The 25143-nt window shown below is 71.9% G+C and carries 19 protein-coding genes; 14 read left to right on the top strand and 5 right to left on the bottom strand.

Annotation, left to right across the window (positions count from 1 at the left end; genetic code table 11):
- Positions 1-17: 17 nt before the first annotated feature.
- On the bottom strand, positions 18-2054 hold the full coding sequence (locus tag K1J60_RS32765; RefSeq protein ID WP_220649361.1) for a hypothetical protein: 2037 nt from the start codon (positions 2052-2054) through the stop codon (positions 18-20).
- Between the two features lie 486 nt (positions 2055-2540).
- Here K1J60_RS32765 and K1J60_RS32760 point away from each other — a divergent pair, with 486 nt between their 5' ends.
- From K1J60_RS32760 to K1J60_RS32730, 7 genes are all read left to right on the top strand, one after another.
- Entirely contained in the window at positions 2541-4088 is a 1548-nt protein-coding gene (locus tag K1J60_RS32760) for a leucyl aminopeptidase (protein ID WP_220649360.1), read from the top strand.
- 290 nt (positions 4089-4378) lie between these two features.
- Positions 4379-5767, top strand: a complete 1389-nt coding sequence (gene lpdA / locus K1J60_RS32755; protein ID WP_033526487.1) for a dihydrolipoyl dehydrogenase — start codon at positions 4379-4381, stop codon at positions 5765-5767.
- A 61-nt stretch (positions 5768-5828) separates the two neighbouring features.
- Positions 5829-7649, top strand: a complete 1821-nt coding sequence (gene sucB / locus K1J60_RS32750; protein ID WP_220649359.1) for a 2-oxoglutarate dehydrogenase, E2 component, dihydrolipoamide succinyltransferase — start codon at positions 5829-5831, stop codon at positions 7647-7649.
- Between the two features lie 292 nt (positions 7650-7941).
- Positions 7942-8583, top strand: a complete 642-nt coding sequence (locus K1J60_RS32745) for a GntR family transcriptional regulator (protein ID WP_220649358.1) — start codon at positions 7942-7944, stop codon at positions 8581-8583.
- 528 nt (positions 8584-9111) lie between these two features.
- Complete coding sequence (gene aceE / locus K1J60_RS32740; RefSeq protein WP_220649357.1) at positions 9112-11814, top strand: pyruvate dehydrogenase (acetyl-transferring), homodimeric type; 2703 nt, start codon at positions 9112-9114, stop codon at positions 11812-11814.
- Between the two features lie 150 nt (positions 11815-11964).
- Positions 11965-12999, top strand: coding sequence for a helix-turn-helix transcriptional regulator (locus tag K1J60_RS32735; RefSeq protein ID WP_220649356.1), 1035 nt, complete (start codon positions 11965-11967; stop codon positions 12997-12999).
- 61 nt (positions 13000-13060) lie between these two features.
- Entirely contained in the window at positions 13061-13579 is a 519-nt protein-coding gene (locus K1J60_RS32730) for a DUF4240 domain-containing protein (RefSeq protein WP_220651810.1), read from the top strand.
- Between the two features lie 58 nt (positions 13580-13637).
- On the opposite strand, the gene K1J60_RS32725 is transcribed toward K1J60_RS32730, so the two are convergent.
- Positions 13638-13922, bottom strand: a complete 285-nt coding sequence (locus K1J60_RS32725; protein ID WP_220649355.1) for a hypothetical protein — start codon at positions 13920-13922, stop codon at positions 13638-13640.
- Positions 13923-14100: 178 nt separating this feature from the next.
- Positions 14101-14901, bottom strand: a complete 801-nt coding sequence (locus K1J60_RS32720; protein ID WP_220649354.1) for a peptidoglycan recognition protein family protein — start codon at positions 14899-14901, stop codon at positions 14101-14103.
- Positions 14902-15270: 369 nt separating this feature from the next.
- Between K1J60_RS32720 and K1J60_RS32715 the strand changes: the two genes are divergently transcribed.
- Positions 15271-16455 (top strand): MarP family serine protease, encoded by a 1185-nt coding sequence (locus K1J60_RS32715; RefSeq protein WP_033527467.1) that lies wholly within the window; start codon positions 15271-15273, stop codon positions 16453-16455.
- A gap of 67 nt (positions 16456-16522) precedes the next feature.
- On the opposite strand, the gene K1J60_RS32710 is transcribed toward K1J60_RS32715, so the two are convergent.
- A complete protein-coding gene (locus K1J60_RS32710) occupies positions 16523-17011 on the bottom strand; it encodes a GNAT family N-acetyltransferase (protein ID WP_220649353.1) in 489 nt (162 codons plus the stop codon).
- A 101-nt stretch (positions 17012-17112) separates the two neighbouring features.
- Here K1J60_RS32710 and K1J60_RS32705 point away from each other — a divergent pair, with 101 nt between their 5' ends.
- Both K1J60_RS32705 and K1J60_RS32700 read left to right on the top strand, forming a co-directional pair.
- A complete protein-coding gene (locus tag K1J60_RS32705; protein WP_220649352.1) occupies positions 17113-18036 on the top strand; it encodes a TIGR01777 family oxidoreductase in 924 nt (307 codons plus the stop codon).
- A gap of 300 nt (positions 18037-18336) precedes the next feature.
- Positions 18337-19734 carry an NAD(P)/FAD-dependent oxidoreductase gene (locus K1J60_RS32700; RefSeq protein ID WP_220649351.1) on the top strand — a complete coding sequence of 466 codons (1398 nt, stop codon included), beginning with the start codon at positions 18337-18339 and terminating at the stop codon, positions 19732-19734.
- Positions 19735-19876: 142 nt separating this feature from the next.
- Here the strand turns inward: K1J60_RS32700 and K1J60_RS32695 are convergent, their stop codons facing one another.
- Positions 19877-21316 carry a hypothetical protein gene (locus K1J60_RS32695; RefSeq protein ID WP_033527463.1) on the bottom strand — a complete coding sequence of 480 codons (1440 nt, stop codon included), beginning with the start codon at positions 21314-21316 and terminating at the stop codon, positions 19877-19879.
- A 491-nt stretch (positions 21317-21807) separates the two neighbouring features.
- On the opposite strand from K1J60_RS32695, the gene lipB reads away from it, so the two are divergent.
- The 4 genes from lipB (at position 21808) to K1J60_RS32675 (ending at position 25136) form a co-directional block, all read left to right on the top strand.
- Positions 21808-22599, top strand: a complete 792-nt coding sequence (gene lipB / locus K1J60_RS32690; RefSeq protein ID WP_220649350.1) for a lipoyl(octanoyl) transferase LipB — start codon at positions 21808-21810, stop codon at positions 22597-22599.
- A 243-nt stretch (positions 22600-22842) separates the two neighbouring features.
- A complete protein-coding gene (lipA, locus tag K1J60_RS32685; protein ID WP_220649349.1) occupies positions 22843-23808 on the top strand; it encodes a lipoyl synthase in 966 nt (321 codons plus the stop codon).
- A gap of 272 nt (positions 23809-24080) precedes the next feature.
- A complete protein-coding gene (locus K1J60_RS32680) occupies positions 24081-24284 on the top strand; it encodes an SCO2195 family GlnR-regulated protein (protein ID WP_220649348.1) in 204 nt (67 codons plus the stop codon).
- 150 nt (positions 24285-24434) lie between these two features.
- On the top strand, positions 24435-25136 hold the full coding sequence (locus tag K1J60_RS32675) for a DUF4191 domain-containing protein (protein WP_220649347.1): 702 nt from the start codon (positions 24435-24437) through the stop codon (positions 25134-25136).
- Positions 25137-25143: the final 7 nt, after the last annotated feature.

Raw genomic sequence — 25143 nt, 5'->3', positions numbered from 1 at the left:
CCGCGCTGCCGGTCGGGTCAGGAGGGCAGTTTCAGCGTGAGCGCGGACTGCGGGGCCTCGGGCGTGTCCCAGGCCGAGCGCGCGCCGGCGTACGGGGTGCCGAACGCGGCGGTCCCGAGCGCGAGTTTCTTCTGTGTGCCCGCCGGCGCGGTCACCGGGACGGCGGTCCCCCTGGGGGCTTTCACGGTCACCGTCGTGCCGATCCGGTACGCCGTGACCGTGCCGTTCGCGACCGCGGTCTGCCAGGCGGCCCGGCGCTTCAGTTCGGTGCCGACCGCGCTGTGCCGGGGGTTCTCCAGGGGGGTGTCGGAGGCGAAGAGCGCCCGGTAGTCGGCGAGCACCTGGTCCAGGACCGGGTAGAGCAGCCGCTCCTCGGCCAGGTTGGACTGGTGGGCGTAGTGCGATCTCGGGTCGTTGCCGACGGCGTGCAGCAGGGCCGTACGGACCTCCTGCGGGACGATGTGCGACGCGTAGCCCGTGGCCGGGTCCAGTGGGGCGGCCAGGCAGGTGGAGGTCGCGTGGTTCTCGCAGACGCCGCTGCCGCCGTCGGCCGCCGAGGTGTAGACCCAGTTGTACTCGTCGACCATCTCCGCGGCGGTGCCCACGTTGTAGTAGACGTTCATCGGGTGGCGCGGCACGGTCAGCGCGGCGCCGACCGGACGCTGGGCCGGTTCGCGGGAGTTGTCGGAGGCGATCCACTTGACACCGTTGTCGGCGAGGGCGCCCGCGAGGTTCGGGTTGTCGTCCGGCTGCTGCGGCAGTGTCCGCAGGCCCGAGTGCTCTCCCGTGACCAGTTCGTCGCGCTGCACGGGCAGTCCGCGCGCGACCGCCCAGGCGTGGTTGTCGCGGATCTGCGCGGCGATGTCGGCGCGGCTCAGATAGCGGGTGGTGCCGTCCGCGTTCTTCGCGCAGCTCCACGGGACGGTCGAGGTGTCCTGGAGGCAGCCGAGGTACTGGTGGGTGTAGGTGTGGTTGATCCAGCGGAACGCGTTCCGGTCGGCGACCAGCCGGTCGGTGAGGGCGTCGGTGCCGCCGTTCGCCTCCTTCCACTCCTCGCCGCTGCCGCCGTTGTAGACCATGTCGAGAGTGAGGCCGCTGGACCGCTGCCACTGCTCGGCGTACTCGGCGTCGGCGGCGGTCATCCGGATCGGCTCGGCCCGCGCTCCGTCCCCGCCGTCGCAGTTGAAGCTGCCGGGCGTGCAGTCCCGCTCGGTGTCCCAGCGGCTGTCGGGCGCGAAGACGTCGTCGATGTGGACGCCGAAGTAGTTCCGGCTCCGGCCGAGGTGCACGCCGCCCGTGAGCCACTCGACGATCCCCCGGGCCAGCACCCGGAACTGCCGCTGGTGCTGGTTGTAGGCGAAGGTGACGACCAGTTCGCGACGCCCCTCGTGGGCGTACTCCCCGACCAGACTGCCCCGGCCGCTGCCGCCGGGCACCGGGAGGTCGACATAGCTGGTGTAGCCGGCGCGGGGACGCGCGACGAAGCCGTAACTCTCCTGCGTGGAGGCGGAGTTGTCCTCGAAGGCGAACTGCCCGTCGAGATAGCCGAAGCGGCTCGCCCGGCCGGCGTCGGTCACCGTGGCCGCACGCCCGTCGAGGGAGCCGGCCCAGCCGCCCTCGCTCGTGTAGTCGAGCCCGACCCCGGGGTGCGCCCAGGTGTAGGCGTCGACCTGCGGGATCCCGTACGTCCGCTCGTACGTCTCCAGCGCGCTCTGCTCGGCCGAACCCGGGCCGAACGGGGCCTCGTTGGGCAGGACCACGCCCTGGTACCTGGCACGCGGGGTGCCGCCGACCGTGTCGCTCAGGAAGGCCGCGTCGATGGTCGGGCGGTTCGCGTCGTCCAGGTTCACGCGGGTGTACGGGATGCCGGTGCTCTTCAGCTCCGCGGTGATGGCCTGGACGGGGCTGTCGCCGTTGTCCACCACCAGCACCCGCAGATCGACGCGTGGTGCGGTGGCGGCCGACGCTCCCGGTATGCCCACGCCCGCCGCCAGCAGGCTCGTCGTCGCCACGACGGCGGCGGCGTTCCTCCATCCGGGCACGCTGTGCGCCATGTTCGCCCCTTCCCCCGAGAAGATCCCCCGGGGCCGGACTGAACGGCCACGCCGAGGGGAATCTGTGGAAATGATGCAGACCGATGAGCTGATCACTCACCGGCGGGACGAGTGTCACCCAGGTCAGGGCGCATGAGGGCAGGAAAATGACCATGAAGCCACATAGGGGTGAACGTCCGCAGGGATGATCGAAATCGGTGGCCCGCGCTACGCGCGGAGACCGTCGGAGCCACGCGCGCGGACAATGGACGCCCGACCCCGGAGCCGCGATAAGGGATCCCCCTACGCCTGAGTCATGGGGATCTCCCTGCACGTTCGCGACGGAAAGTCGGGGAGGCTGGTCGCAGCGGACGCCATGCGGACGGCGCGGCGCAACCGGCCGACGCCCCAGGTCCGATGGGCCGAACAAGGGCCTAGGCTCGTTCTCGGCACGTCGACCCATCCGTTCGGCCACCGAAACTCAATCGGAAGCGAGATTTCACCACCGTGACTGCTCTCACTCTCAGCACCGCCGCCGTGTCGGGCCTCCGGGCCGACGCGATCGTGGTCGGTGTCGCGAAGGGCCCTGCATCCCGGTCCGGGGACCTGGTCGTAGCGCCGGGTGCCGAGGCCGTGGACCAGGCGTACGACGGCAAGCTGGCCGGCCTCCTGGAGACCCTCGGCGCCTCGGGTGCCGAGGGCGAGGTGACGAAGCTGCCCGCGCCGTCCGGCTTCAAGGCGCCGCTCGTGGTGGCGGTGGGCCTGGGCTCGGTGCCCGAGAAGGACGGCACGTTCGGCACGGAGACGCTGCGCCGTGCGGCCGGCGCCGCGGCCCGCGCGCTGACCGGGACGAAGAAGGCCGCGTTCACGCTGCCCGTCGTCGACGCCGTCGCCGTGGCCGCCGTCGCCGAGGGCGCGCTGCTCGGCGCGTACTCCTTCGACGCCTACAAGGGGCTGGCGCCTTCGGACAAGGACGCGAAGGCGAAGAACGGCAAGGCGCCGCTCGCCGATGTCGTCCTGCTCGGCGCGAAGCCCCGCGACAAGGCCCACAAGGCCGCCGTCGAGCGCGCGATCGCGGTGACCGAGGAGCTGAACCGCGCCCGCGACCTCATCAACACCCCGCCGAACGACCTCGACCCGGAGGCCTTCGCCGCCGTCGCGCAGACCGCGGCCAAGGAACACGGCATCAAGGTGACCGTCCTCGACGAGAAGGCGCTCGCCAAAGGCGGCTACGGCGGCATCCTCGGCGTGGGCGCGGGCTCCGCGGCCACGCCCCGGCTGGTGCAGCTGACGTACACCAGCTCCAAGGCGAAGAAGCACCTGGCGTTCGTCGGCAAGGGCATCACCTACGACTCGGGCGGCATCTCGCTCAAGCCCGCCGGGCACAACGAGACGATGAAGTGCGACATGAGCGGCGCGGCCGCCGTGTTCGCCGCGGTCGTCGCCGCCGCCCGGCTCAAGCTGGAGGTCAACGTCACGGGCTGGCTCGCCCTCGCCGAGAACATGCCGTCCGGCTCCGCCACCCGCCCGGGTGACGTGCTGCGCATGTACAGCGGCAAGACGGTGGAGGTGCTGAACACCGACGCCGAGGGCCGACTGGTGCTGGCCGACGCGCTCGCCAAGGCGTCCGAGGACAAGCCGGACGCGATCGTCGACGTGGCCACGCTGACCGGCGCGATGATGCTGGCGCTGGGCAACCGGACGTTCGGGATCATGGCCAACGACGACGCCTTCCGCTCCGCGGTGCACGAGGCCGCCGAGGAGTCCGGGGAGCCGGCGTGGCCGATGCCGCTGCCGGACCACCTGCGCAAGGGCATGGACTCCCCGACCGCCGACATCGCGAACATGGGCGAGCGGTACGGCGGCGGCCTGGTCGCCGGGCTGTTCCTGAAGGAGTTCGTGGGCGAGGGGATCACCTGGGCCCACCTGGACATCGCGGGGCCGGCGTTCAACGAGGGCGGGCCCTTCGGATACACGCCGAAGGGGGGTACCGGGACCGCGGTGCGGACCCTGGTGCGGCTCGCCGAGCGTGCGGCCTCGGGTGACCTGGGGTGATGTCCGCCTAGCAGCTAGGTCCGGTCCGTTGTACGGCGGCTGCGGGGGTGTGGGGGCTGGTCGCGCGGTTCCCCGCGCCCCTTCAGGCGCGCTGCCCGGCTGTCCCGTCACATCTGAGCGTGTGGTGTCTCACACCCCGGCCCGGCGTCTCGTTCGCCCGCGACAAGTGCGAAGATGGGGCTCGGCAGGACAGGGCCCCCACCACAGGGCCGAAGAAGAGCGGCCGGACACCAGCCGCCGCGCGGGTCTCGGACGACCGGCGTACGGCGCACATGCATGGAGGACGTGACGTGGCGAACGACGCCAGCACCGTTTTCGACCTAGTGATCCTCGGCGGTGGTAGCGGTGGTTACGCCGCGGCCCTGCGCGGGGCTCAGCTGGGCCTGGACGTCGCCCTGATCGAGAAGGACAAGGTCGGCGGCACCTGCCTGCACCGGGGATGCATTCCCACGAAGGCCCTGCTCCACGCGGGCGAGATCGCCGACCAGGCCCGCGAGAGCGAGCAGTTCGGTGTGAAGGCCACCTTCGAGGGCATCGACATCGCCGGGGTGCACAAGTACAAGGACGGCGTGATCTCCGGCCTCTACAAGGGTCTGCAGGGTCTCGTCGCCTCCCGCAAGGTCACCTACATCGAGGGTGAGGGCCGTCTGTCCTCCCCGACCTCCGTCGATGTGAACGGCCAGCGCGTCCAGGGCCGTCACGTCCTGCTGGCGACCGGCTCCGTGCCGAAGTCGCTGCCGGGCCTGGAGATCGACGGCAACCGCATCATCTCCTCGGACCACGCCCTCGTCCTGGACCGTGTCCCGAAGTCGGCGATCGTCCTCGGCGGCGGTGTCATCGGCGTCGAGTTCGCCTCCGCCTGGAAGTCCTTCGGCACCGACATCACGATCATCGAGGGGCTGAAGCACCTCGCCCCGCTCGAGGACGAGAACTCCTCCAAGCTTCTTGAGCGCGCCTTCCGCAAGCGCGGCATCAAGTTCAACCTGGGCACCTTCTTCTCGAAGGCCGAGTACACCCAGGACGGTGTCAAGGTCACCCTCGCCGACGGCAAGGAGTTCGAGGCCGAGGTCCTGCTCGTCGCGGTGGGCCGCGGCCCCGTCTCCGCCGGTCTCGGCTACGAGGAGCAGGGCGTCGCGATGGACCGCGGCTACGTCCTGGTCGACGAGTACATGCGCACGAACGTCCCGACCATCTCCGCCGTCGGTGACCTGGTCCCGACGCTCCAGCTCGCGCACGTCGGCTTCGCCGAGGGCATCCTGGTGGCGGAGCGTCTGGCCGGCCTGAAGACCGTTCCGATCGACTACGACGGTGTCCCGCGGGTGACGTACTGCCACCCCGAGGTCGCCTCCGTGGGCATCACCGAGGCCAAGGCCAAGGAGATCTACGGCGCGGACAAGGTCGTCGCTCTGAAGTACAACCTCGCGGGCAACGGCAAGAGCAAGATCCTGAACACCTCGGGCGAGATCAAGCTCGTCCAGGTCAAGGACGGTGCCGTGGTCGGCGTCCACATGGTCGGCGACCGCATGGGCGAGCAGGTGGGCGAGGCCCAGCTGATCTACAACTGGGAAGCCCTCCCCGCCGAGGTCGCCCAGCTGATCCACGCCCACCCGACGCAGAACGAGGCGCTCGGCGAGGCCCACCTGGCCCTCGCGGGCAAGCCGCTGCACTCGCACGACTGACCCCTCGGTCGACGAAGCGACGATCCAGACTTCCGCAATTCGTTAAGGAGCAACAGAAACCATGGCGGTTTCCGTAACCCTTCCGGCGCTCGGCGAGAGCGTCACCGAGGGCACTGTCACCCGCTGGCTGAAGGCCGAGGGTGAGCGCGTAGAGGCCGACGAGCCGCTGCTCGAGGTCTCGACCGACAAGGTCGACACCGAGATCCCCTCCCCCGCCGCGGGCATCCTGGCGTCCATCAAGGTCGCCGAGGACGAGACCGTCGAGGTCGGCGCCGAGCTGGCGCTGATCGACGACGGCACGGGCGCGCCTGCCGCCGCCCCCGCCCCGGCCGCCGAGGAGGCCCCGGCTCCGGCGCCGGCCCCCGAGCCCGCCGCGGCCCAGCCCTCCACCGAGCAGGCCGCGCCCGCTCCGGCCCCGACCGCCGAGGCGGCCACCGGCGCCGGCTCCGCCGAGGGCACCGACGTGGTCCTCCCGGCGCTCGGCGAGTCCGTCACCGAGGGCACCGTCACCCGCTGGCTGAAGGAGGTCGGCGACTCCGTCGAGGCCGACGAGCCGCTGCTCGAGGTCTCCACGGACAAGGTCGACACCGAGATCCCGGCCCCCACCTCCGGTGTGCTGCTGGAGATCACGGTCGCCGAGGACGAGACGGCCGAGGTCGGCGCCAAGCTGGCCGTCATCGGCGCCCCGGGTGCCGCTCCGGCGGCTGCCCCGGCCGCCCCGGCCCCGGCTCCCGCTGCCGCTGCCCCGGCCGCTCCGGCTCCCGCGCCCGCCCCGGCGGCTCCCGCGGCTCCGGCTCCCGCGCCGGCCGCCCCCGCCGCCCCGGCTCCCGCGCCCGCCGCCGCTGCCCCGGCCGCTCCGGCTCCCGCGCCCGCGCCCGTCACCCCGGCCCCGGCAGCCGCCCCGGCCGCGTCGGCTGCCACCCAGGCCACCGACGAGGGCGCGTACGTCACCCCGCTGGTGCGCAAGCTCGCCGCCGAGAACGGCGTGGACCTGGGCTCCGTCAAGGGCACCGGTGTCGGCGGTCGTATCCGCAAGCAGGACGTCATCGCCGCCGCCGAGGCCGCGAAGGCCGCCGCCGCTGCCCCGGCTCCGGCCGCGGCCGTGACTGCCGGAGGCCATGCTGCCGCCGCGAAGAAGACGCCGAGCCTGGAGGCCTCCCCCCTGCGTGGCCAGACCGTCAAGATGCCGCGCATCCGCAAGGTCATCGGCGACAACATGGTCAAGGCGCTGCACGAGCAGGCGCAGCTGTCGTCGGTCGTCGAGGTCGACGTCACGCGGCTGATGAAGCTGCGTGCCCGGGCGAAGGACTCCTTCGCGGCTCGCGAGGGCGTCAAGCTCTCCCCGATGCCGTTCTTCGTCAAGGCCGCGGCCCAGGCGCTGAAGGCGCACGCGCCGATCAACGCCAAGATCAACGAGGGCGAAGGCACGATCACCTACTTCGACACCGAGAACGTCGGTATCGCGGTGGACTCCGAGAAGGGCCTGATGACCCCGGTCATCAAGCACGCCGGTGACCTCAACATCGCCGGTATCGCCAAGGCCACGGCGGAGCTGGCCGGCAAGGTCCGCGCCAACAAGATCACGCCCGACGAGCTGTCCGGCGCGACCTTCACGATCTCCAACACCGGTTCGCGCGGCGCGCTCTTCGACACGATCATCGTGCCGCCGGGCCAGGTCGCGATCCTCGGCATCGGTGCCACGGTCAAGCGCCCGGCGGTCATCGAGACCGAAGAGGGCACGGTCATCGGCGTCCGCGACATGACGTACCTGACCCTCTCCTACGACCACCGTCTGGTCGACGGCGCCGACGCGGCCCGTTACCTGACGGCCGTCAAGGCGATCCTGGAGGCGGGCGAGTTCGAGGTCGAGCTCGGTCTGTGACCCCTCTTGACCAGGGGCTTCTGAACAGAGGCCACTGAACGCGGTACGCGGTGCCCCGTCCGGAGTCCTCCGGGCGGGGCACCGGTGCGTCGGCGCCCCGTACCGGCCGGGCGAGGAACCGCCGTCGAGCCTGGCCGGTACGGGTCTTTACAAACCGGTCCCCAGTGGGAGCGTGTAAGTCTCGTCTCACCTGCGCGAAAGCACCCCCGTGCGCCTCTCCACCGAAGGGCCACGGCTTTATTGTCTAGAGGTCAACGCCCTTGGGGCTCTGTCCCCCGCCGAAGGAGCCCGCATGACCACCGCGCCCGTCGTCCACTCGCTGCGCGAACAGATCCGCGAGCACATCGTGGAAGGGATCGTGAGCGGACGCTGGAAGCCGGGCGAGCGGATCGTGGAGCGGCGGATCGCGACGGAGCTGGAGGTCAGCCAGACGCCCGTGCGGGAGGCCCTGCGCGAGCTGGAGTCGCTGCGGTTGATCGAGTCCGCGCCGAACAAGGGCGTACGGGTGCGGAACCTGACGGCGGCCGATCTGGAGGAGAGCTACCCGGTCCGGGCGGGCCTGGAGGCCATCGCGGCGGAACTGGCGGCGGAGCGGCTGGCGGAGGACTGCTCGGCGCTGGAGCCGCATGTGGCCGCGCTGTACGAGGCGGACCGGAACGCCGACGGCACGTCCCAGGTGCGGCACACGGTGGCGTTCCACCGCGAGCTGGTGCGGGCGGCGGGCAACTCGGTGCTGCTGCACACCTGGGAGGGGCTGGGGATCGAGGTCTTCACGGCGCTCTCGATCCGCTGGCTGGGCACGGTCCAGCAGTCGTACGCGGAGGAGCACGAGGAGTTGGTGGCCGCGTTCCGCCGGCGTGATCCGCGGATCGCCGACCTGGTCAAGGCCCACGTGCTGGGCTGCGCCCCGCACACGGACGACGAGCCGGTTTAGCCGCCAGGGGTGCGTGGTCGGGTGCGGGTGCGGGGGGCTTCTCGCGCAGTTCCCCGCGCCCCTGAAAAGCAGGGGCTGCGCCCCGTGCTTTTCATCCCACGACCCCGTCGCCTTTCTTCCTGCGGCCCCGTCACTTTTCAGGCCCGCAGGGCCTGGGTCTGTCTTTCAGGCCCGCAGGGCCTGGGTCTTTCAGGGGCGCGGGGAACTGCGCGAGAAGCCCCACCGGAGCCGCACCCGCCAACGCACCCCAACCGGCCCACCCCCTGAGTGCACCCACGCTCAAACGCCGCCCCACCTGCACAAACCCGGGATCGCCAAGGCACCCGGTGTCGCCACCGAAGGCACCCCGTGCCGACTTTCTCGTGATCAAGATATTTTGCCCGCAACCCTTTGATCGATCATCGATCAGCGGGTTACAGTCGCCGACGGGCTTCCACCGAAGCCCCCAGCCCTGTCCTGCCAAAGACCAAGGGCACCCCCGAACCCTTACCGATGAGGGAACCCCCTTCGACTGAGGAAGGCGGCGCAATGACCGACCCCAACGCCATCCAGCGGAGCGCGCTCGACCAGCTCCCCGACCGCGACCCGGAGGAGACCGCCGAATGGCAGGCCTCGCTGGACGCCGTCACCAAGGCGGCCGGGCCGCACCGCGCGGCATACCTGATGCGCCGCACCCTGGAGCGTGCGGAGGGCAACGGCATCGCGCTGCCCAAGCTGCTCGAGACCGACTACGTCAACACCATCCCCACCGCCGGCGAGCCGGGCATCCCCGGTGACGAGGCGATGGAACGCCGTATCACCGCGTGGAACCGCTGGAACGCGGCCGCGATGGTCACCCGTGGCTCCAAGTACGGCGTCGGCGGCCACATCGCCACCTTCGCCTCCGCCGCCTGGCTCTACGAGACGGGCTTCAACCACTTCTTCAAGGGCAAGGAGGCCGACGGGTCGGGCGACCAGCTCTACATCCAGGGCCACGCCTCCCCCGGCATCTACGCCCGCGCCTTCCTCGACGGCCGGCTGAACGAGTCCCACCTGGACAACTTCCGCCGCGAGTCGGGCGGCGACGGCCTCCCGTCGTATCCGCACCCCCGCCGCCTGCCCTGGCTGTGGGAGTTCCCGACGGTGAGCATGGGCCTCGGCCCCCTCTCCGCGATCTACCAGGCGCGCTTCAACCGCTACCTCACCAGCCGCGGCATCAAGGACGTCTCGAACTCCCACGTCTGGGCGTTCCTCGGCGACGGCGAGATGGACGAGCCCGAGTCCACGGCGGCACTCGCCCTGGCCTCCCGTGAGGGTCTGGACAACCTCACCTTCGTCATCAACTGCAACCTGCAGCGCCTCGACGGCCCGGTCCGCGCCAACTTCAAGATCGTGCAGGAGCTGGAGGCCCAGTTCCGGGGCGCCGGTTGGAACGTCGTCAAGTCGCTCTGGGGCTCGGCCTGGGACGAGCTGTTCCAGCTCGACACGACCGGCGCTCTCGTACGCCGCCTGCGCGAGGTACCCGACGCGCAGGTGCAGACGTACCAGACCCGCGACGCCGCCTACATCCGCCAGGACTTCTTCGGCAAGGACCCGGCGCTCGTCGAGATGGCGAAGCTGCTGAGCGACGACAAGATCCTGGAGTGCTTCCACCTCTCGCGCGGTGGTCACGAGGCGCGCAAGGTGTACGCCGCCTACAAGGCCGCCGTCGAGTTCAAGGGCGCGCCGACCGTGATCCTGGCCCAGACCGTCAAGGGCTTCACCCTCGGCGAGGGCTTCGCGTCGAAGAACGCCAACCACCAGATGAAGAAGCTGTCGACGGACGAGTTCAAGCAGATGCGTGACCTGCTCGAACTCCCCATCAAGGACAGCGACTTCGTCGACGGGGTCGTGCCCTACGGCCACCCCGGCGCCGACTCCGCCGAGGTCCGCTACCTCCAGGAGCGCCGCGCCGCCCTCGGCGGTCCCGCCCCGGCCCGCCGTACGCACGCGCTGGCCCCGCTGCCGGCCGCCGCCGACAAGACCTTCGCCGCCTTCGACAAGGGCTCCGGCTCGCAGAACGTGGCGACGACCATGGCCTTCGTCCGCCTGGTCAAGGACCTGGTCCGCGACAAGCAGACCGGCCGGCGGTGGGTGCCGATCGTCCCCGACGAGGCGCGCACCTTCGGTATGGAGTCGCTCTTCCCGTCCCTCGGGATCTACTCCCCCAAGGGCCAGACGTACGAGCCGGTCGACCGTGACCAGCTGATGTACTACAAGGAGGCCAAGGACGGCCAGATCCTCAACGAGGGGATCACCGAGGCCGGTTCGATGGCCGACTTCATCGCCGCTTCCACGTCGTACGCGACGCACGGCGAGGCGATGATCCCGTTCTACATCTTCTACTCGATGTTCGGCTGGCAGCGGACGGCCGACCAGATGTGGCAGCTCGGCGACCAGCTCGGCCGCGGCTTCCTCGTCGGCGCGACGGCCGGCCGTACGACCCTGACGGGCGAGGGCCTCCAGCACGCCGACGGCCACTCCCCGGTCATCGCGGCGACCAACCCGGCGGCGCTGACGTACGACCCGGCGTTCGCGTACGAGGTCGCGACGATCGTCAAGGACGGTCTGCGGCGGATGTACGGCGAGGCGGCGCCCGACGAGGACCAGAACGTCTTCTACTACCTGACCGTCTACAACGAGCCGCTCCCGCAGCCCGCGAAGCCGGCCGTGGCGGGGGTGGACGAGGGCATCGTCAAGGGCCTGTACCGCTTCAACACGGCCGAGTCGGCGGGGCTGTCCCCGGTGGCGAACGCGCCGCGCCTCCAGCTGCTCGGCTCCGGTACGGCGATCCACTGGGCCCTGGAGGCTCAGAAACTGCTCGCGGAGGAGTGGGGTGTGGCGGCCGACGTCTGGTCCGCGACGTCCTGGAGCGAGCTGCGGCGGGACGCGCTGGATGCCGACGCCGCGCTGCTGCGCGGGGAGGAGCGGGTGCCGTTCGTGCGGCAGGCGCTGCAGGGTGCCGAGGGGCCGGTGCTGGCCGTCTCCGACTACATGCGGCAGGTTCCCGACCAGATCGCGCAGTGGGTGGAGCAGGACTACTCCTCGCTCGGCGCGGACGGGTTCGGGCTGTCCGACACGCGTGAGGCGGCGCGGCGGCACTTCGGGGTCGACGCGCAGTCGATCGTGGTCGCCGCGCTCGCGCAGCTCGCGCGGCGGGGTGAGGTCAAGGCGACGGCGGTGAAGGAGGCGCGGGAGCGGTACGGGCTCTGACGCCTTCGACCCCCGTCCGCGGGTCCGGTGGGGGCTGGTCGCGCAGTTCCCCGCGCCCCTTCAGGTGCGCGGGGAACTGCGCGACCAGCCCCACCACCCGCACCCGACAACACACCCCCTTTTGTCAGTGCGGCCCGGCATCATGGCCGCATGCGTGCTGCTCGGCTGATCAAGATGGTGTTGTTGCTTCAGTCCCGGCCCTCCATGACCGCCGCCGAACTCGCGCGGGAGCTGGAGGTGTCGGAGCGGACGGTGACCAGGGACGCCCAGGCGCTGTCGGAGGCGGGGGTGCCGGTCTACGCGGACCGGGGCCGGGCCGGGGGGTACCGGCTGATCGGCGGGTACCGGACGCGACTGACGGGGCTGGCCCGCACCGAGGCCGAGGCGTTGTTCCTCAGCGGTGTGCCGGGCGCGCTGCGGGAGATGGGGTTGGAGGACGCGGCCTCAGCCGCCCGGCTGAAGGTCTCGGCCGCCCTCCTCCCCTCCCTCCGCGACGCCTCCCGCACGGCCTCCCAGCGCTTCCACCTCGACGCGCCGAGCTGGTTCAAGGAGCCGAAGACACCCGAGCTGCTGCCCATCGTGGCCAACGCGGTGTGGGACGACCGAAGGATCGTCGCCCGGTACCGCAAGGGCCACACCGAGGTCGAGCGCGGCCTGGAGCCGTACGGTCTCGTGCTCAAGGCCGGCATCTGGTACCTGTGCGCCCGGGTCCCCGCCCCGGCCACCCCCTCCGGCCCCGACGCCAGGTCGGGTTCCGGCGCCCGGTCGGGTGCGGGGGTCTTCCGCACCTACCGCATCGATCGCTTCACCACCGTCGACACCGCCGACGACCGCTTCACCCGTGACGAGGAGTTCGATCTGCCGGCCCACTGGGACGAGCAGGCGGAACGATTCGCCCGTTCGATCCTGCGCGCCGAGGTCGTCGTGCGACTGTCGGCGGAGGGGGTGCGCAGGCTGCCGCACGTCGTGGACCCCGTGTCGGCCCGGGACGCGCTGAGCACCGTGGCCGACACCCCCGACGAGCACGGCCGGGTGACCGTCGCCCTCCGCGTGGAGTCGGAGGAGGTGGCCCACACCCAGCTCACCGCGTTGGGAGCGGAGGCCGAGGTGCTGGCTCCCTCTGGGCTGCGGGAGCGCTTCGCGGACGACGCGCGCCGTCTCGCCGGGCTGTACGCGGCCCCCTGAGACAAGAATGGGTCGTTCTCCACGTGCGTCCCACCCGCCCAGGCCCGATGCTGGACCAGTGATGGACGAGACGGAGTTCTGGGAGTTGGTGGACACGGCCCGGGAGGACGCCGAGGGCGATCCCGAGGACCAGGCCGACCTGCTCGTGGAACGGCTCGGCCGGTTGGACCCGGAGGCGGTGCTGGACTTCGCCCGGCACTTCGAGTCCCGTTACAACCGCGCGTACACCTGGGACCTTTGGGGCGCCGCCTGGGTGCTGCTCGACGGCGCCAGCGACGACGTGTTCGACTTCTTCCGGTGCTGGCTGATCGGCCAGGGCCGGGAGGTCTTCGAGCACGCGGTGCACGACCCCGACTCGCTCGCCGATCTGCTGGACGACTTCGACGACGAGATCGACGGGGACGGCGAGGAACTGGGTTACGCCGCGGACGAGGCGTACGAGCAACTCACCGGTGTGGTCGCCCCGGACCTCGGCATCCCGCCCCCGCCCGGCGAACCCGAGGGCACCCCGCTCGACTTCGAGGACGAGTCCGCGCTCGCGGAACGCTTCCCGAAGCTCTGGGAGCGGTTCCGGGCCTAGGGGCAGCCCTAGGGGCCCTCTGATCGGTCTGACGCGCCGCCCGGCTGCGGGCCGCGCGTCAGACCCGCAGTCCACGGTTGGTCGTGCGCGGCAGGTACGCGTACGGCTCGGTGGTGTACGGCCGGCCGTGGTGGCGTCGCTCCTTGCCCGGGGCCGGGTGTTCGGGGGCCGAGGCGCCGTGCAGGGGCGCCGAGTTGGCGCGCTCCAGCGCGGACGCGGTGACGGCGGACGGGCCGAGCACGACGACGGCGGCGGCGCACGCCACCGTCCACGGGCTCCGCAGGGCCGAGGACCAGGTCTTCCTCGGGTCGCGGGACGAGTGCTTCGTACGGCTGCTGATCATTTTCCCCACCTCCGGTCGGCGTGACGACCACGAAGGTAGGGCGCGGATCTTGGAGAACTCTGTGAGTCCGCGGCGCGCTGTCTGTGAACCTCATGAGATCCGGCTCGACGGGATGAGAACGGTCTGCGGGAGAGCGGTCGCGCGGGCACGATAGGGCCCAGGGTCCATCAGAAGGGCCCTAGGTCCGGCCCTGGAGGCGGGCCGCCAGTTCCCGGATCGCGGGCAGGCGCTCGGCGAGGGCCGCGCCTGGGCAGCTCGTCATGTAGCCGTCGCTGTGGCCCGCGAGCGTGGGCAGCAGGACGGTGGTGCCGGCGGCGTAGCGGCTGAGGCTGTTGCTGGAGGTGAGCCGGACGCTGCCCCGGGGGTCGCTGTCGGAGAGCCCCAGTTTCCAGGCGGCGAGCGCGGCGATCGCGTCGGTCATGACCTGCGGGACGGGGACGCCGGCGGTGAAGGTGCCGAGGGCGGCGATACCGGTGGTGCGGTGGTTGAAGCCCTGGGTGTGGGCGCCGGTGACGGGGCGGTCGACGCCGCCAGCGCGACCCTCGTAGATGGTGCCGCAGCGGTCGACGAGGAAGTTGTAGCCGATGTCGTCCCAGTGCTTGGCGTCGGTCTGGCCGGTGTAGAGGCCGCGGATGATGCGGGGTGCGTCGGCGCAGTCGTAGCCGTTCGGGGAGTCGGTGTGGTGGATGAAGACCGCTGCGACCTCGTCGTCGTAGCGGGCGGGCGGCTGGCTGGGCGCGTCCTTCTCCAGCCAGCGGGCCCTGGGCACGATGGGTGGCCGGGGCGCCCGGTGGGGCGGGGCGGGCCGGGCCGTGGCGGGCCCGTCGGCGCGGTCGGCCGTACGGTCCACGCCGATCGCGAACAGCACCAGGGCGAGCACGGCCGCCAGCCCCGGCAGACAGGCCAGCAGCAGGAGGACGGGCCGGGGCAGGTCCACGCGTTCCCGCGCCAGGCGCGTACGCTCCCGGACCTGGCGCATACGCTCCCGGACCGGGCGCGCGCGGTGGTGGGACCCGCGCGGCCGCCGCCGGGCGGGGTCCGGGGCGCGCGGGATCCGTGTGCGGCGGCGCCACACACGGAGCAGCCGCCGTATTCGCGCCCCCCGCGACATCCGGAACACACGCATGGCCCCAGAGTCACCCTGATGCGCGTCGGCCGCGATGTGGAGTGGGCCACCCGGTGGAAGCGGAAGGAACCAACGCCGTGGTCCGGGACGTTTTTACGATTCGGGGCGCGGGCGGCGCGGTGGTGGCCGGTTCGCGCGGGCCACCGGGGTGCCGTGCGGGCACAGCTGATCACTGCACCCGTGCCGCGCGTACTACAGGGTCCCTAGAGAGAGGCGGTCGGAGTGGACGTGCTCGACATCCTGCTGATGCTGGTGATCCTGGCCTACGCGGCGTCCGGTTACCGTCGCGGCCTGGTGGCGGGATGTGTGTCCCTCGCCGGTTTCGTGGGCGGCGCGGCGACAGGCGTCTGGGTGCTGCCCTGGATGATGGAGCTGGTGGAGGCGGGCACCCCGGCGGCGACGGTCACGGCGGTGCTGACGGTCCTGGTGCCTGGGGTGATCGGGCACGAGCTGGCGGGCCGGCTGGCGCTGCGGCTGCGCCGGGAGATCGACCGCAGTCCGCTGCGGGTGGCCGACGGCGTCGGGGGCGCCGCGGCCAACACGGTCGCCGTGCTGATCGTGGCGTGGGTGGCCGCAAGCGTCCTCGGGGCCTCCTCGTCTGCGGTGGTGACCAACTCGATCCGTGACTCCGCGCTGCTCGGCGCCGTGCAGGACACCATGCCGGAGACCACCCCGGCCTGGTTCTCCGACGCCACCTCGGCGCTCACCGAGGCGGGCTTCCCGCAGGTCTTCAACCCCTTCGAGAACGAGGCGACGGCCGAGGTGGCCAAGCCGTCCGGCGACAGTGTCACCGCGGCCGCGACCGCCGCCGCCAAGCGCAGCACGGTGAAGATCGAAGGTGTGGCGGGCACCCAGGGCCGCGAGGGCAGCGGTTTCGTGTACGCCACCGAGCATGTGATGACCAACGCGCACGTGGTGGCAGGCATCGACGAGCCGAGCGTGCGGGTGGGCGGTGTGGGCAAGGCGTACGAGGCGAAGGTCGTGCTGTTCGATCCGGACAAGGACGTGGCGGTGCTGTACGTCCCGGGTCTGCGGGCCCCGCTGCTGCGCTTCGACGACAGCGCCGGGCGGGGTGACGCGGCGGTGGTGGCCGGTTATCCGGAGGACGGCGGCCTCGACCTCCAGGCGGCCACGGTCGCCAGCCGTATCGACGCGACCGGCCGGAACATCTACAACACCGACTCGGTGACCCGCGACATCTACTCCATCCGCTCCACCGTCCGCCCCGGCAACTCCGGCGGCCCCCTCCTCACCACCGACGGGCAGGTCTTCGGCGTCGTCTTCGCCCGCTCCACCTCGGACGCGGAGACGGGTTACGTGCTCACCGTGGACGAGGTCGTCCCCGACGCGGAGCGCGCCGCGAACGCGACGGCGGCGGTGGACACGGGCGACCTCGTGACCTCGTGATCCGGTGACCTCCTGATCCGGTGACCTCGTGACCCGGTGACCTCGTGACCCGGTGGGGATGGCAGCCTCAGAGCCGACGGCCCATCAGCACGTCGTCCACGTAGACCCCGTCGATCAGGAACTCCTCCGGCAGGACGCCCTCCACGGCGAAGCCCTCGGACGCGTAGAGCTTCCTGGCCGGGGTGTTGTGGCCGAGGACCCGCAGGGTGAGCCGGCGGGCGCCGCGCCGCCGTGCCTCGTCCCCCGCGGCGCGCAGCAGGGCGCGGGCGACACCCGAGCCGCGCGCCTCGTCCGCGACGGCGAGACCCTGGATCTGGCGGACGTGGGCGTGACAGGCCAGATGGGAGGGCAGGGCGAGGCGGATGTACCCGACGACGTCGCCGCCGATCTCGGCCACCAGGTGGTCGTGAGGGCCGTAACGCTCGTTGAAGAACGGCTCGTACGGCTGCGTGGGCCGTTCCTGGACGGAGTGCAGGGTGGACCAGGTCTCGCGGTCGAGCCGACCGAGCGTGTCCTCGTCCTCCGAGGTCGCGAGGCGTATGTACGGAACGGGCATGGCGGCCACTGTACGGCCGCGGCACGGCGCTCGGGCGGCCGGTGCACGCCGATCGGGCGCCCCGGTCCACGGTCACGCCGTCCGCCGGGCAGGATGGGGGCATGACCGTTGAATCGCCCGTTCCGCCCGGTTCTCGTATCGCGATCGCCGGCGCCTCCGGCCTGATCGGTTCGGCGCTGGCCCGTTCCCTCACCGCCGACGGCCACGAGGTGCTCCGGCTCGTGCGACGGGAGCCCCGGACGCGGGGCGAGGTGCGCTGGGACCCGGACGCGGGACGGGTCGACATGGCGGGGCTCGCGGGGTGCGCGGCCGTCGTCAACCTCGCCGGCGCCGGGGTCGCGTCCCGCCGCTGGACGGACGCGTACAAGGCGACGATCCGCGAGAGCCGGGTGCGCGGCACCCGGACGCTCGCCGAGGCGGCCGCGGCCCTCGACACTCCGCCGAGCGTATTCGTCAACGGCAGCGCGATCGGGTTCTACGGCTACACCGGTGACCGGGTGGTGGACGAGTCGGCGGAGCCGGGGTCGGAGTTCCTGTCCGCGTTGTGCGTGGAGTGGGAGGGGGCGACCGAGGCCGCGCGGGAGGCCGGGATCCGTACCGCCTTCGCCCGTACGGGGCTGGTGGTGGCCCGGGGCGGGGGCGCCTGGGGTCCGCTGTTCCCGCTGTTCAAGGCCGGGTTGGGCGGGCGGATGGGGGACGGCCGCCAGTACTGGAGCTTCATCTCCCTGCACGACGAGGTCGCGGCGCTGCGCCACCTGCTCTTCACGCCGTCCCTGTCCGGGCCGTTCAACCTGACGGCGCCGACCCCGCGCACCAACCGCGAGATCACGGCGGCGATGGGCAGGGTGCTGCACCGGCCCACGCTGTTCACGGTGCCCGCGTCCGTGCTGCGGCTCGCCCTCGGGGGCGTCGCGGGTGATGTCCTGGGCAGCACGCGGGCCGTCCCGACCCGGCTGCTGGAGTCGGGCTTCACGTTCACGTATCCGGAGATCGACGACGCGATCCGGGTGGCGGCGGCAGGTTGAAGGCTGCGGCCAGGTCGGGGGGTTCGTCGTCGGGTGCGGGTGCGTGAGGGCTGGTCGCGCAGTTCCCCGCGCCCCTGGAAAGTCAGGGGCTGCGCCCCTGACTTTTCATCCCGCGGCCGCCGACGAACCCGCACCCCCCGAACGCCCGGCGCACGAACGCCCCGGCCATGCCCCCGTGCGAGGTCACACGCTCCTTCCCCGGGACCGGCCCCCACCTTCACTCTCGTGCCGAACTCAGGTATTTCAGATGGGTGTTGGGGGCATAACGTCCCCGCAGCCGCGCGACCTCGGGAGGGGCACGTGCTTGAGTCGGTGCACCAGTCGGCGTACCAGGCGGACACGGGGAACGTGGACGTCATCGTCGTAGGAGCCGGCGTGGCCGGCCTCGCTGCGGCCGGACATCTGACCAGGGCGGGTCTGCGGACCACCGTCCTGGAGGCCGCCCCCGCCGTCGGCGGCCGTATGTCCACCGAGAAGATCGACGGCTTCCGCCTCGACCGGACGGCACATCTGCTCTCCACGTCGTACCCGGAACTGCGCCGCACCCCGGGCGTGGACACCCTGCCCCTGCGCCCGTTCGCCCCCGGCGTCCTGCTGCACTCCGACGGCCGTCATCAGCGGGCCGGCGCCACCCCTGTCCTGCGAAGCGCGAGGGGCGCACTCACAGCCGCACGCGCCCTCGCAAGCGCCCCCAGGCTCCCCCGGAACCAGGGCCGCACCCAGGCCCGTTCCACGGGCACCCGACCCGGTCGGCTGGGCGCCCCCGCCGACCAGTCCCGGCTGGCCATGGCCCTGGCCCGCCTCGCCGCGACCGCGCCCGAACGGCTCCTCACCCGGGCGGAGGTCCCGGCCTCCCAGGCCCTGGCGACCCGGGGATTCCCGTCCCGGACGATCGACGGTTTCGTCCGTCCCCTGCTGACCGCGCTGCTCGCCGACCCGACGCTGGCGACCTCCAGCCGCTGCGCCGACCTGGCCCTGCACACCTACGCGACCGGCCGGCTCTGTGTCCCGGAGGGCGGCGCCGACGCCCTTCCGGAACTCCTCGCGGCCGCGCTGCCACCCGGCTCGGTCCGTACGGGGGTGCGGGTGACCTCCATCAGCACGACCTCGGTGACCACGGCGGACCACGGCGAACTCGCCTGCCGGGCCGTGGTGCTGGCCACGGACGCCCGGTCCGCCGCCGAGTTGCTCCCCGGCCTGCGCGTGCCGGGGTTCCACCCGGTGACGGTCCTGCACCACGCCACGGACGAGCCTCCGTTGACCGAACCGGCGCTGCTTCTCGACGCCGACCGCGGCGGACCCGTGTCGCACACCACGGTGATCAGCCAGGTCGACCCGAGCCGGGCGCCGGCGGGCCGCGCCCTGATCACCTCCACGGTCCTCGGCACTCCCCCGGACGCCGCGCACCTCGACGCCACGGTCCGCGCCCAACTGGCCCGCCTCTACCGCACGTCCACGACCCGCTGGGAACTGCTCGCCGCGTACCACCTCCCCGAGGCCGTCCCCGCGATGCCCGCGCCGCACGACCTGCGCCGCCCGGTGCGTCTCCTCGCCGGCCTCTACGTCTGCGGCGACCACCGCGACACCAGCACCGTCCAGGGCGCCCTCCACTCCGCCCGCCGGGCCGCCCACGCCGTCCTGACCGACCTGGACGCCCACCCCACGTTCCTGGAGGAGCCACTGGAAACGGCCGCGTGAGACCTCGCGGGGCTGCTGGGACCGCTGGGACCTGCTGCTCGGCCCCAGGGGGCCTCAGGGGCCGCGGGGGCCTCGCTGGGCCGCGTGAACGGCGCAGGGGCGCCCGGAGTGTCTCCGGGCGCCCCTGTCGCGTGCCGCGCGCCTACAGCAACGCCGCCACCTTGTCCCGGTAGCCCCGGACCGGGGCCGCGTCCCGGTACGGCTCCAGTCGGCGTTCGAAGTCGCGGACGTACTCCATGGCCCTGACCGACCGCATCTCGGCGGCCTGGCCCGCGGCCTCCGCGCCGAGCTGACAGGCCTGGTCGAGTTCGCCGAGGCCGAGTCGGGCGGAGGCGAGGACGACACGGCAGAAGAGGCGGCTGCGGGCATAGGCGGGTGCCCGCAACTGCAGGGAGCGTTCGGCGTGTTGGGCGGCGGCCCGGTACTGCTGGAGGTCGCGGTGGCTGTGGCCGAACTCGTCGGCGAGCTGCGCCTCGTCGAAGAACCGTGCCCAGTACGGGACTTCGTCCCCAGGGCGGGCCGTCTCCAGGGCGCGTTCGGCACGGACCAGCGCGGCCGTGGAGGCCCGCACCTCGCCCAGTACCGCGTGCCCGCGCGCCTCGACGGAGTGCAGCAGCGACTGCACCACCGGCGGCACCGCCGACCCGACACCCTGCTGGGCGACGCGCGCGAGCTGCACGGCCTCCCGGCCGTGCCCCAGGTACACCGCCTGACGGCTCATCGTGACCAGGACGTACGCCCCGTACGCCCGGTCCCCCGCCGCCTGCGCCAGCCTCAGCGCCTGCACGAAGTACCGCTGGGCGAGGCCGTGCGCGCCGATGTCGTACGAGGTCCAGCCGGCCAGCCGGGTCAGGTCGGCGGCGGCCGCGAACAGCCGTCGGCCGATCTGTTCGCCGTAGGCGCCGCGCAGCATGGGCTCCGCCTCGTGCTCCAGGTAGCGCACCAGGGCCTGGCGGGCGTGGCCGCCGCCGTAGGCGTCGTCGAGGGCCCGGAAGAGTTCGCCGACCGAGCGGAGTGCGGCGATGTCCCCGCCGGTGACCTTCTGGCCGGGGCCGCGCTCGGTCTGGCTGCGCTGCCGGGGGACGCCCGGGCGGCCCTGCGGGGGGACCCGGGTGGCGCCCGGATCACCTCGGCCGACCCGGTCGTCGGGCCTGCCGATCAGCCAGTCGCGGCTGGGGACGACGAGCCCGGCGGGCGTGAAGGCGATCTTGCGGAGCTCGGCGTGGCTGCCGGAGTCCTTGCGCCACAGACCGCCGACGATGTCGATGGCCTCCTCGGGGGTCGCGGCGAACTCCAGGCCCGCGTAGACGGGGGCACAGGCGTCCAGTCCGAGGTCCTGGGCGGTGAGCCGGCGGCCGAGGCGGCGGGTGAACACCTCGGCGATGAGTGCGGGTGTCGTCCCCCGGGGCTGCTGACCACGCAGCCAGCGGGTGACCGACGTCTTGTCGTATCTGAGGTCGAGGCCGTGTTCGAGACCGAGCTGGTCCACACGGCGCGCTAGTCCCGCGTTCGAGAACCCCGCTTCTGCGATGAGGGCGGCGAGCTGGCGGTTGGGGGTGCGCTGCGCGGGTCGTTCCGTCATCTGCGGTGCGGTCTCCTGCCTTCCGGGTGTCGGCGGGGTTTCCCGGATTGCCTGGTGAGAAGCCTTTTGCGGCCTTGTGAACGGCGCGAATGTAGCGGAGAGTAAGCGTCCGATCGCACACTTCCGCGTCCATTCATCCGATCGTGTGAGGATTTGCCGCACGGCTGACGCGGTCGGCCTCCGACATGCGCCGGCTGGGCCCCTCGTACGCCCGGCGTCCGCGGCGTACGACGAGCGTCGGCCCGCACCCCCGCGCCTCGCACGACGGCCGCCGGACTCCCTCGCCACGTCCGCATGACCGTCCGCATGACCGTCCGTACGGAGGCGGTACGGACGAACGGTGGCGGCGGGCGGGTCGTCGGTGCCGGAGACCGCTCGAACAGTGCGCGGGCGCACGGTCGTACAGTGGCTTGGGCGCGTCACGCGCCTGACAGAGCCACAGGGCTATCGCGGTGCCGCCGCCGGCGGTACCGCCGAGGGAGGCGCTTGCCGTGAGTGGGTTGCGGTTCGTCCGTATGGGGTTCGGCACGGAGGCCGTCGAGTACCAGCAGGCCTGGGACGAGCAGCGCCGGGTGCACGCGGCGCGCTTCGCGGACGAGGTGCCCGACACCGTGCTGCTCCTGGAGCACCCGCCGGTCTACACGGCCGGGCGGCGCACGGCCGACAACGAGCGCCCCCTCGACGGCACCCCCGTGATCGACGTCGACCGCGGCGGCAAGATCACCTGGCACGGTCCCGGCCAGCTGGTGGGCTACCCGATCCAGAAGCTCCCCCGCCCGGTGGACGTGGTGGCGCACGTACGGCGCCTCGAAGAGGCCCTCATCCGCACGTGCGCGGAGTTCGGCCTGGAGACCACCCGCGTCGAGGGTCGCAGCGGTGTGTGGGTGCTCGGCGATCCGGTCGAGCAGCGGCTCGGCGGGCTCTCGCTGGATCTCGACCCCCGGATGACCGACGACGAGTTCGACCCCCGGATGAACGGGCCGGAGTACGCGCCCTCCAACGCCGGGCAGCGGCGCGAGGACCGCAAGATCGCGGCGATCGGGATCCGGGTCGCGAAGGGCGTCACCATGCACGGCTTCGCGCTGAACGTGAACCCCGACAACAAGTGGTTCGACCGGATCATCCCGTGCGGGATCCGTGACGCGGGGGTCGCGTCCCTCGCGGCCGAGCTGGGGCGGGACGTCACGATCGCCGAGGTGTTGCCGGTGGCCGAACGTCATCTGCGGGCGGTTCTGGAGAACGCCGACCTGCAGCCTCGGGTGGTGGAACGGGCGTCGGCCTGACGAAGGGTTTCCTCGCCCCCCGCCCCCTGCCCGTCCCACCCCAGGGGCTGCGCGCCCCTTCGACCCCCGGTCGAAGACTTCGGGGCTCCGCCCCGGGCCCCGTTCGCTCAGTTCCCCGCGCCCCTGGGGCGCGGCGGGGCGGGGGAATGTCCCCTCGGAGCCGATGGTTGCCCACCCCGGGGAGCCAGAACCGTACGGGCGTACCCTGGTGGACGCCGAAGAATCGAAGCACAGGGAGCCGATGTGTCCGCAGTCGCACCCGACGGACGCAAGATGCTGCGCCTGGAGGTCCGGAACAGCCAGACCCCCATCGAGCGCAAGCCCGAGTGGATCAAGACCCGGGCGAAAATGGGCCCCGAGTACACCAAGATGCAGAGCCTGGTGAAGAGCGAGGGCCTGCACACGGTCTGCCAGGAGGCGGGCTGTCCCAACATCTACGAGTGCTGGGAGGACCGCGAGGCCACGTTCCTCATCGGCGGCGACCAGTGCACCCGCCGCTGCGACTTCTGCCAGATCGACACCGGCAAGCCCGAGGCGCTGGACCGCGACGAACCCCGTCGCGTCGGCGAGTCCGTGGTCACCATGGACCTGAACTACGCCACCATCACCGGCGTCGCCCGCGACGACCTGGAGGACGGCGGCGCCTGGCTGTACGCCGAGACGGTCCGCCAGATCCACGAGCAGACGGCGGGACGTGAGGCCGGCCCCACCAAGGTCGAGCTGCTGGCGCCCGACTTCAACGCCGTCCCGGAGCTGCTGGAGGAGGTCTTCGCCTCCCGCCCCGAGGTGTTCGCGCACAACGTCGAGACGGTCCCCCGGATCTTCAAGCGCATCCGCCCCGGCTTCCGCTACGAGCGCTCCCTGAAGGTCATCACCGAGGCCCGTGACTACGGTCTGGTCACGAAGTCGAACCTCATCCTCGGCATGGGCGAGACCCGCGAGGAGGTCAGCGAGGCGCTCAAGCAGCTGCACGACGCGGGCTGCGAGCTGGTGACCATCACGCAGTACCTGCGCCCGAGCGTCCGGCACCACCCCGTGGAGCGCTGGGTCAAGCCGCAGGAGTTCGTCGAGCTGAAGCAGGAGGCCGACGAGATCGGCTTCTCCGGGGTGATGTCCGGCCCGCTGGTCCGCTCCTCGTACCGGGCCGGCCGCCTGTACCAGATGGCCGTCGAGAAGCGGGGTTCCTACGTCGCTTCGCAGGCCGTCTGACCCTTACTCCGAATGGCACGGAGTGCCACCCGATTCGTGTGAATCTGAGCACAAGAGGCTACTCGTCGGTAATGGCCGATTGAGCGCGGTCCTGATCGTCCTCGCAGTTGAGGGCACTGTCAGGGCCGCGTCGGGGTTTAAAAGCCGCGTATCAAGGCTTCACTGGCGTTTGACCGGCCGGTCACGCCCTGGTAACACCAATCAGTGACCCTGGTTTCACGCCCGGTACAGGGTCCTAGCCAGAGCAGCCATCCCAAGGGGGAGGACCTCTCATGCAGGCCGCACCCGTTCGCGCCACAGCGATCCCGTCGTTCACCGATGCACTCCGTGCCGTCGAGTCGCTGCTCATGAGCAGCGGTCAGCGCACCGCACGTCGCAACGCCTGGACCTCCGTCCTGGAGGACCGCCGCCGCGCCAAGGACCGTGTCGAGACCGAGCGCGTCCTCGAAGCGGCCGTCGCCTCGCACACCTCGTAACGCACCACGCCGCACCACCCGCTCCACGCACCGCCGCACCACGCCGGCACCGCCGCCGCCCGGCGCCGCTTCCCCAGCGCAGCCGCCGGTCTCCGGTCCCCACCGGCACCGCCGTCGTCCTCGCTTCCCCGGACACGTAGACTTCGTGCCATGGCGAGGAAGGAACCCGCAGCGGACGCTGCGACCCCCGGGCGACTCAAGCAGATCGCTCTGACGTACAAGATGACCCGCAGGGCCGACAAGAAGATCGGTCTTGTACTCGCGGCTGTCGGAATCATCACCTTCGGTGTCTTCCTCGCGATCGGTTTCTTGATCGGTCACCCCATCTATCTCGGCATCCTGGGCCTCCTGCTCGCCTTCCTCGCGACGGCGATCGTGTTCGGACGGCGGGCCGAGCGGGCCGCGTTCGGACAGATGGAAGGCCAGCCGGGTGCCGCGGCAGCGGTGCTGGACAACGTGGGCCGTGGCTGGACCACGACGCCCGCGGTGGCGATGAACCGCAGCCAGGACGTGGTGCACCGGGCCGTCGGCAAGGCCGGCATCGTCCTGGTCGCCGAGGGCAACCCGAACCGGGTGAAGAGCCTGCTGGCCGCCGAGAAGCGGAAGATGGCCCGCATCGTGGCGGACGTCCCGGTGCACGACCTGGTCGTGGGCACGGGCGAGGGCCAGACCGAGCTGAAGAAGCTCCGCACGACCATGCTCAAGCTGCCGCGCGTCCTCTCCGGCCCCCAGGTGACCGCCACCAACGACCGGCTGCGCGCGATGGGCGACCTGATGAGCAACATGCCGCTCCCCAAGGGCCCGATGCCCAAGGGCATGCGCATGCCGAAGGGCGGCCCGAAGGCCCGCTGACGACATG

Source organism: Streptomyces akebiae, assembly GCF_019599145.1.
GTDB lineage: Bacteria > Actinomycetota > Actinomycetes > Streptomycetales > Streptomycetaceae > Streptomyces > Streptomyces akebiae.
The sequence above is the reverse complement of the archived record's forward strand: the minus strand, read 5'-3'. Positions and strand labels throughout refer to the sequence as shown.

Coding starts and splice junctions, on each gene's coding strand:
- K1J60_RS32705 (WP_220649352.1), top strand. CDS start 17,113: ATGACCGTTGAATCGCCCGTTCCGCCCGGTTCTCGTATCGCGATCGCC.
- K1J60_RS32735 (WP_220649356.1), top strand. CDS start 11,965: ATGCGTGCTGCTCGGCTGATCAAGATGGTGTTGTTGCTTCAGTCCCGG.
- K1J60_RS32745 (WP_220649358.1), top strand. CDS start 7,942: ATGACCACCGCGCCCGTCGTCCACTCGCTGCGCGAACAGATCCGCGAG.
- K1J60_RS32695 (WP_033527463.1), bottom strand. CDS start 21,316: ATGACGGAACGACCCGCGCAGCGCACCCCCAACCGCCAGCTCGCCGCC.
- K1J60_RS32730 (WP_220651810.1), top strand. CDS start 13,061: ATGGACGAGACGGAGTTCTGGGAGTTGGTGGACACGGCCCGGGAGGAC.
- K1J60_RS32720 (WP_220649354.1), bottom strand. CDS start 14,901: ATGCGCCAGGTCCGGGAGCGTACGCGCCTGGCGCGGGAACGCGTGGAC.
- K1J60_RS32710 (WP_220649353.1), bottom strand. CDS start 17,011: ATGCCCGTTCCGTACATACGCCTCGCGACCTCGGAGGACGAGGACACG.
- sucB (WP_220649359.1), top strand. CDS start 5,829: ATGGCGGTTTCCGTAACCCTTCCGGCGCTCGGCGAGAGCGTCACCGAG.
- K1J60_RS32765 (WP_220649361.1), bottom strand. CDS start 2,054: ATGGCGCACAGCGTGCCCGGATGGAGGAACGCCGCCGCCGTCGTGGCG.
- K1J60_RS32675 (WP_220649347.1), top strand. CDS start 24,435: ATGGCGAGGAAGGAACCCGCAGCGGACGCTGCGACCCCCGGGCGACTC.
- K1J60_RS32680 (WP_220649348.1), top strand. CDS start 24,081: ATGCAGGCCGCACCCGTTCGCGCCACAGCGATCCCGTCGTTCACCGAT.
- aceE (WP_220649357.1), top strand. CDS start 9,112: ATGACCGACCCCAACGCCATCCAGCGGAGCGCGCTCGACCAGCTCCCC.
- K1J60_RS32725 (WP_220649355.1), bottom strand. CDS start 13,922: ATGATCAGCAGCCGTACGAAGCACTCGTCCCGCGACCCGAGGAAGACC.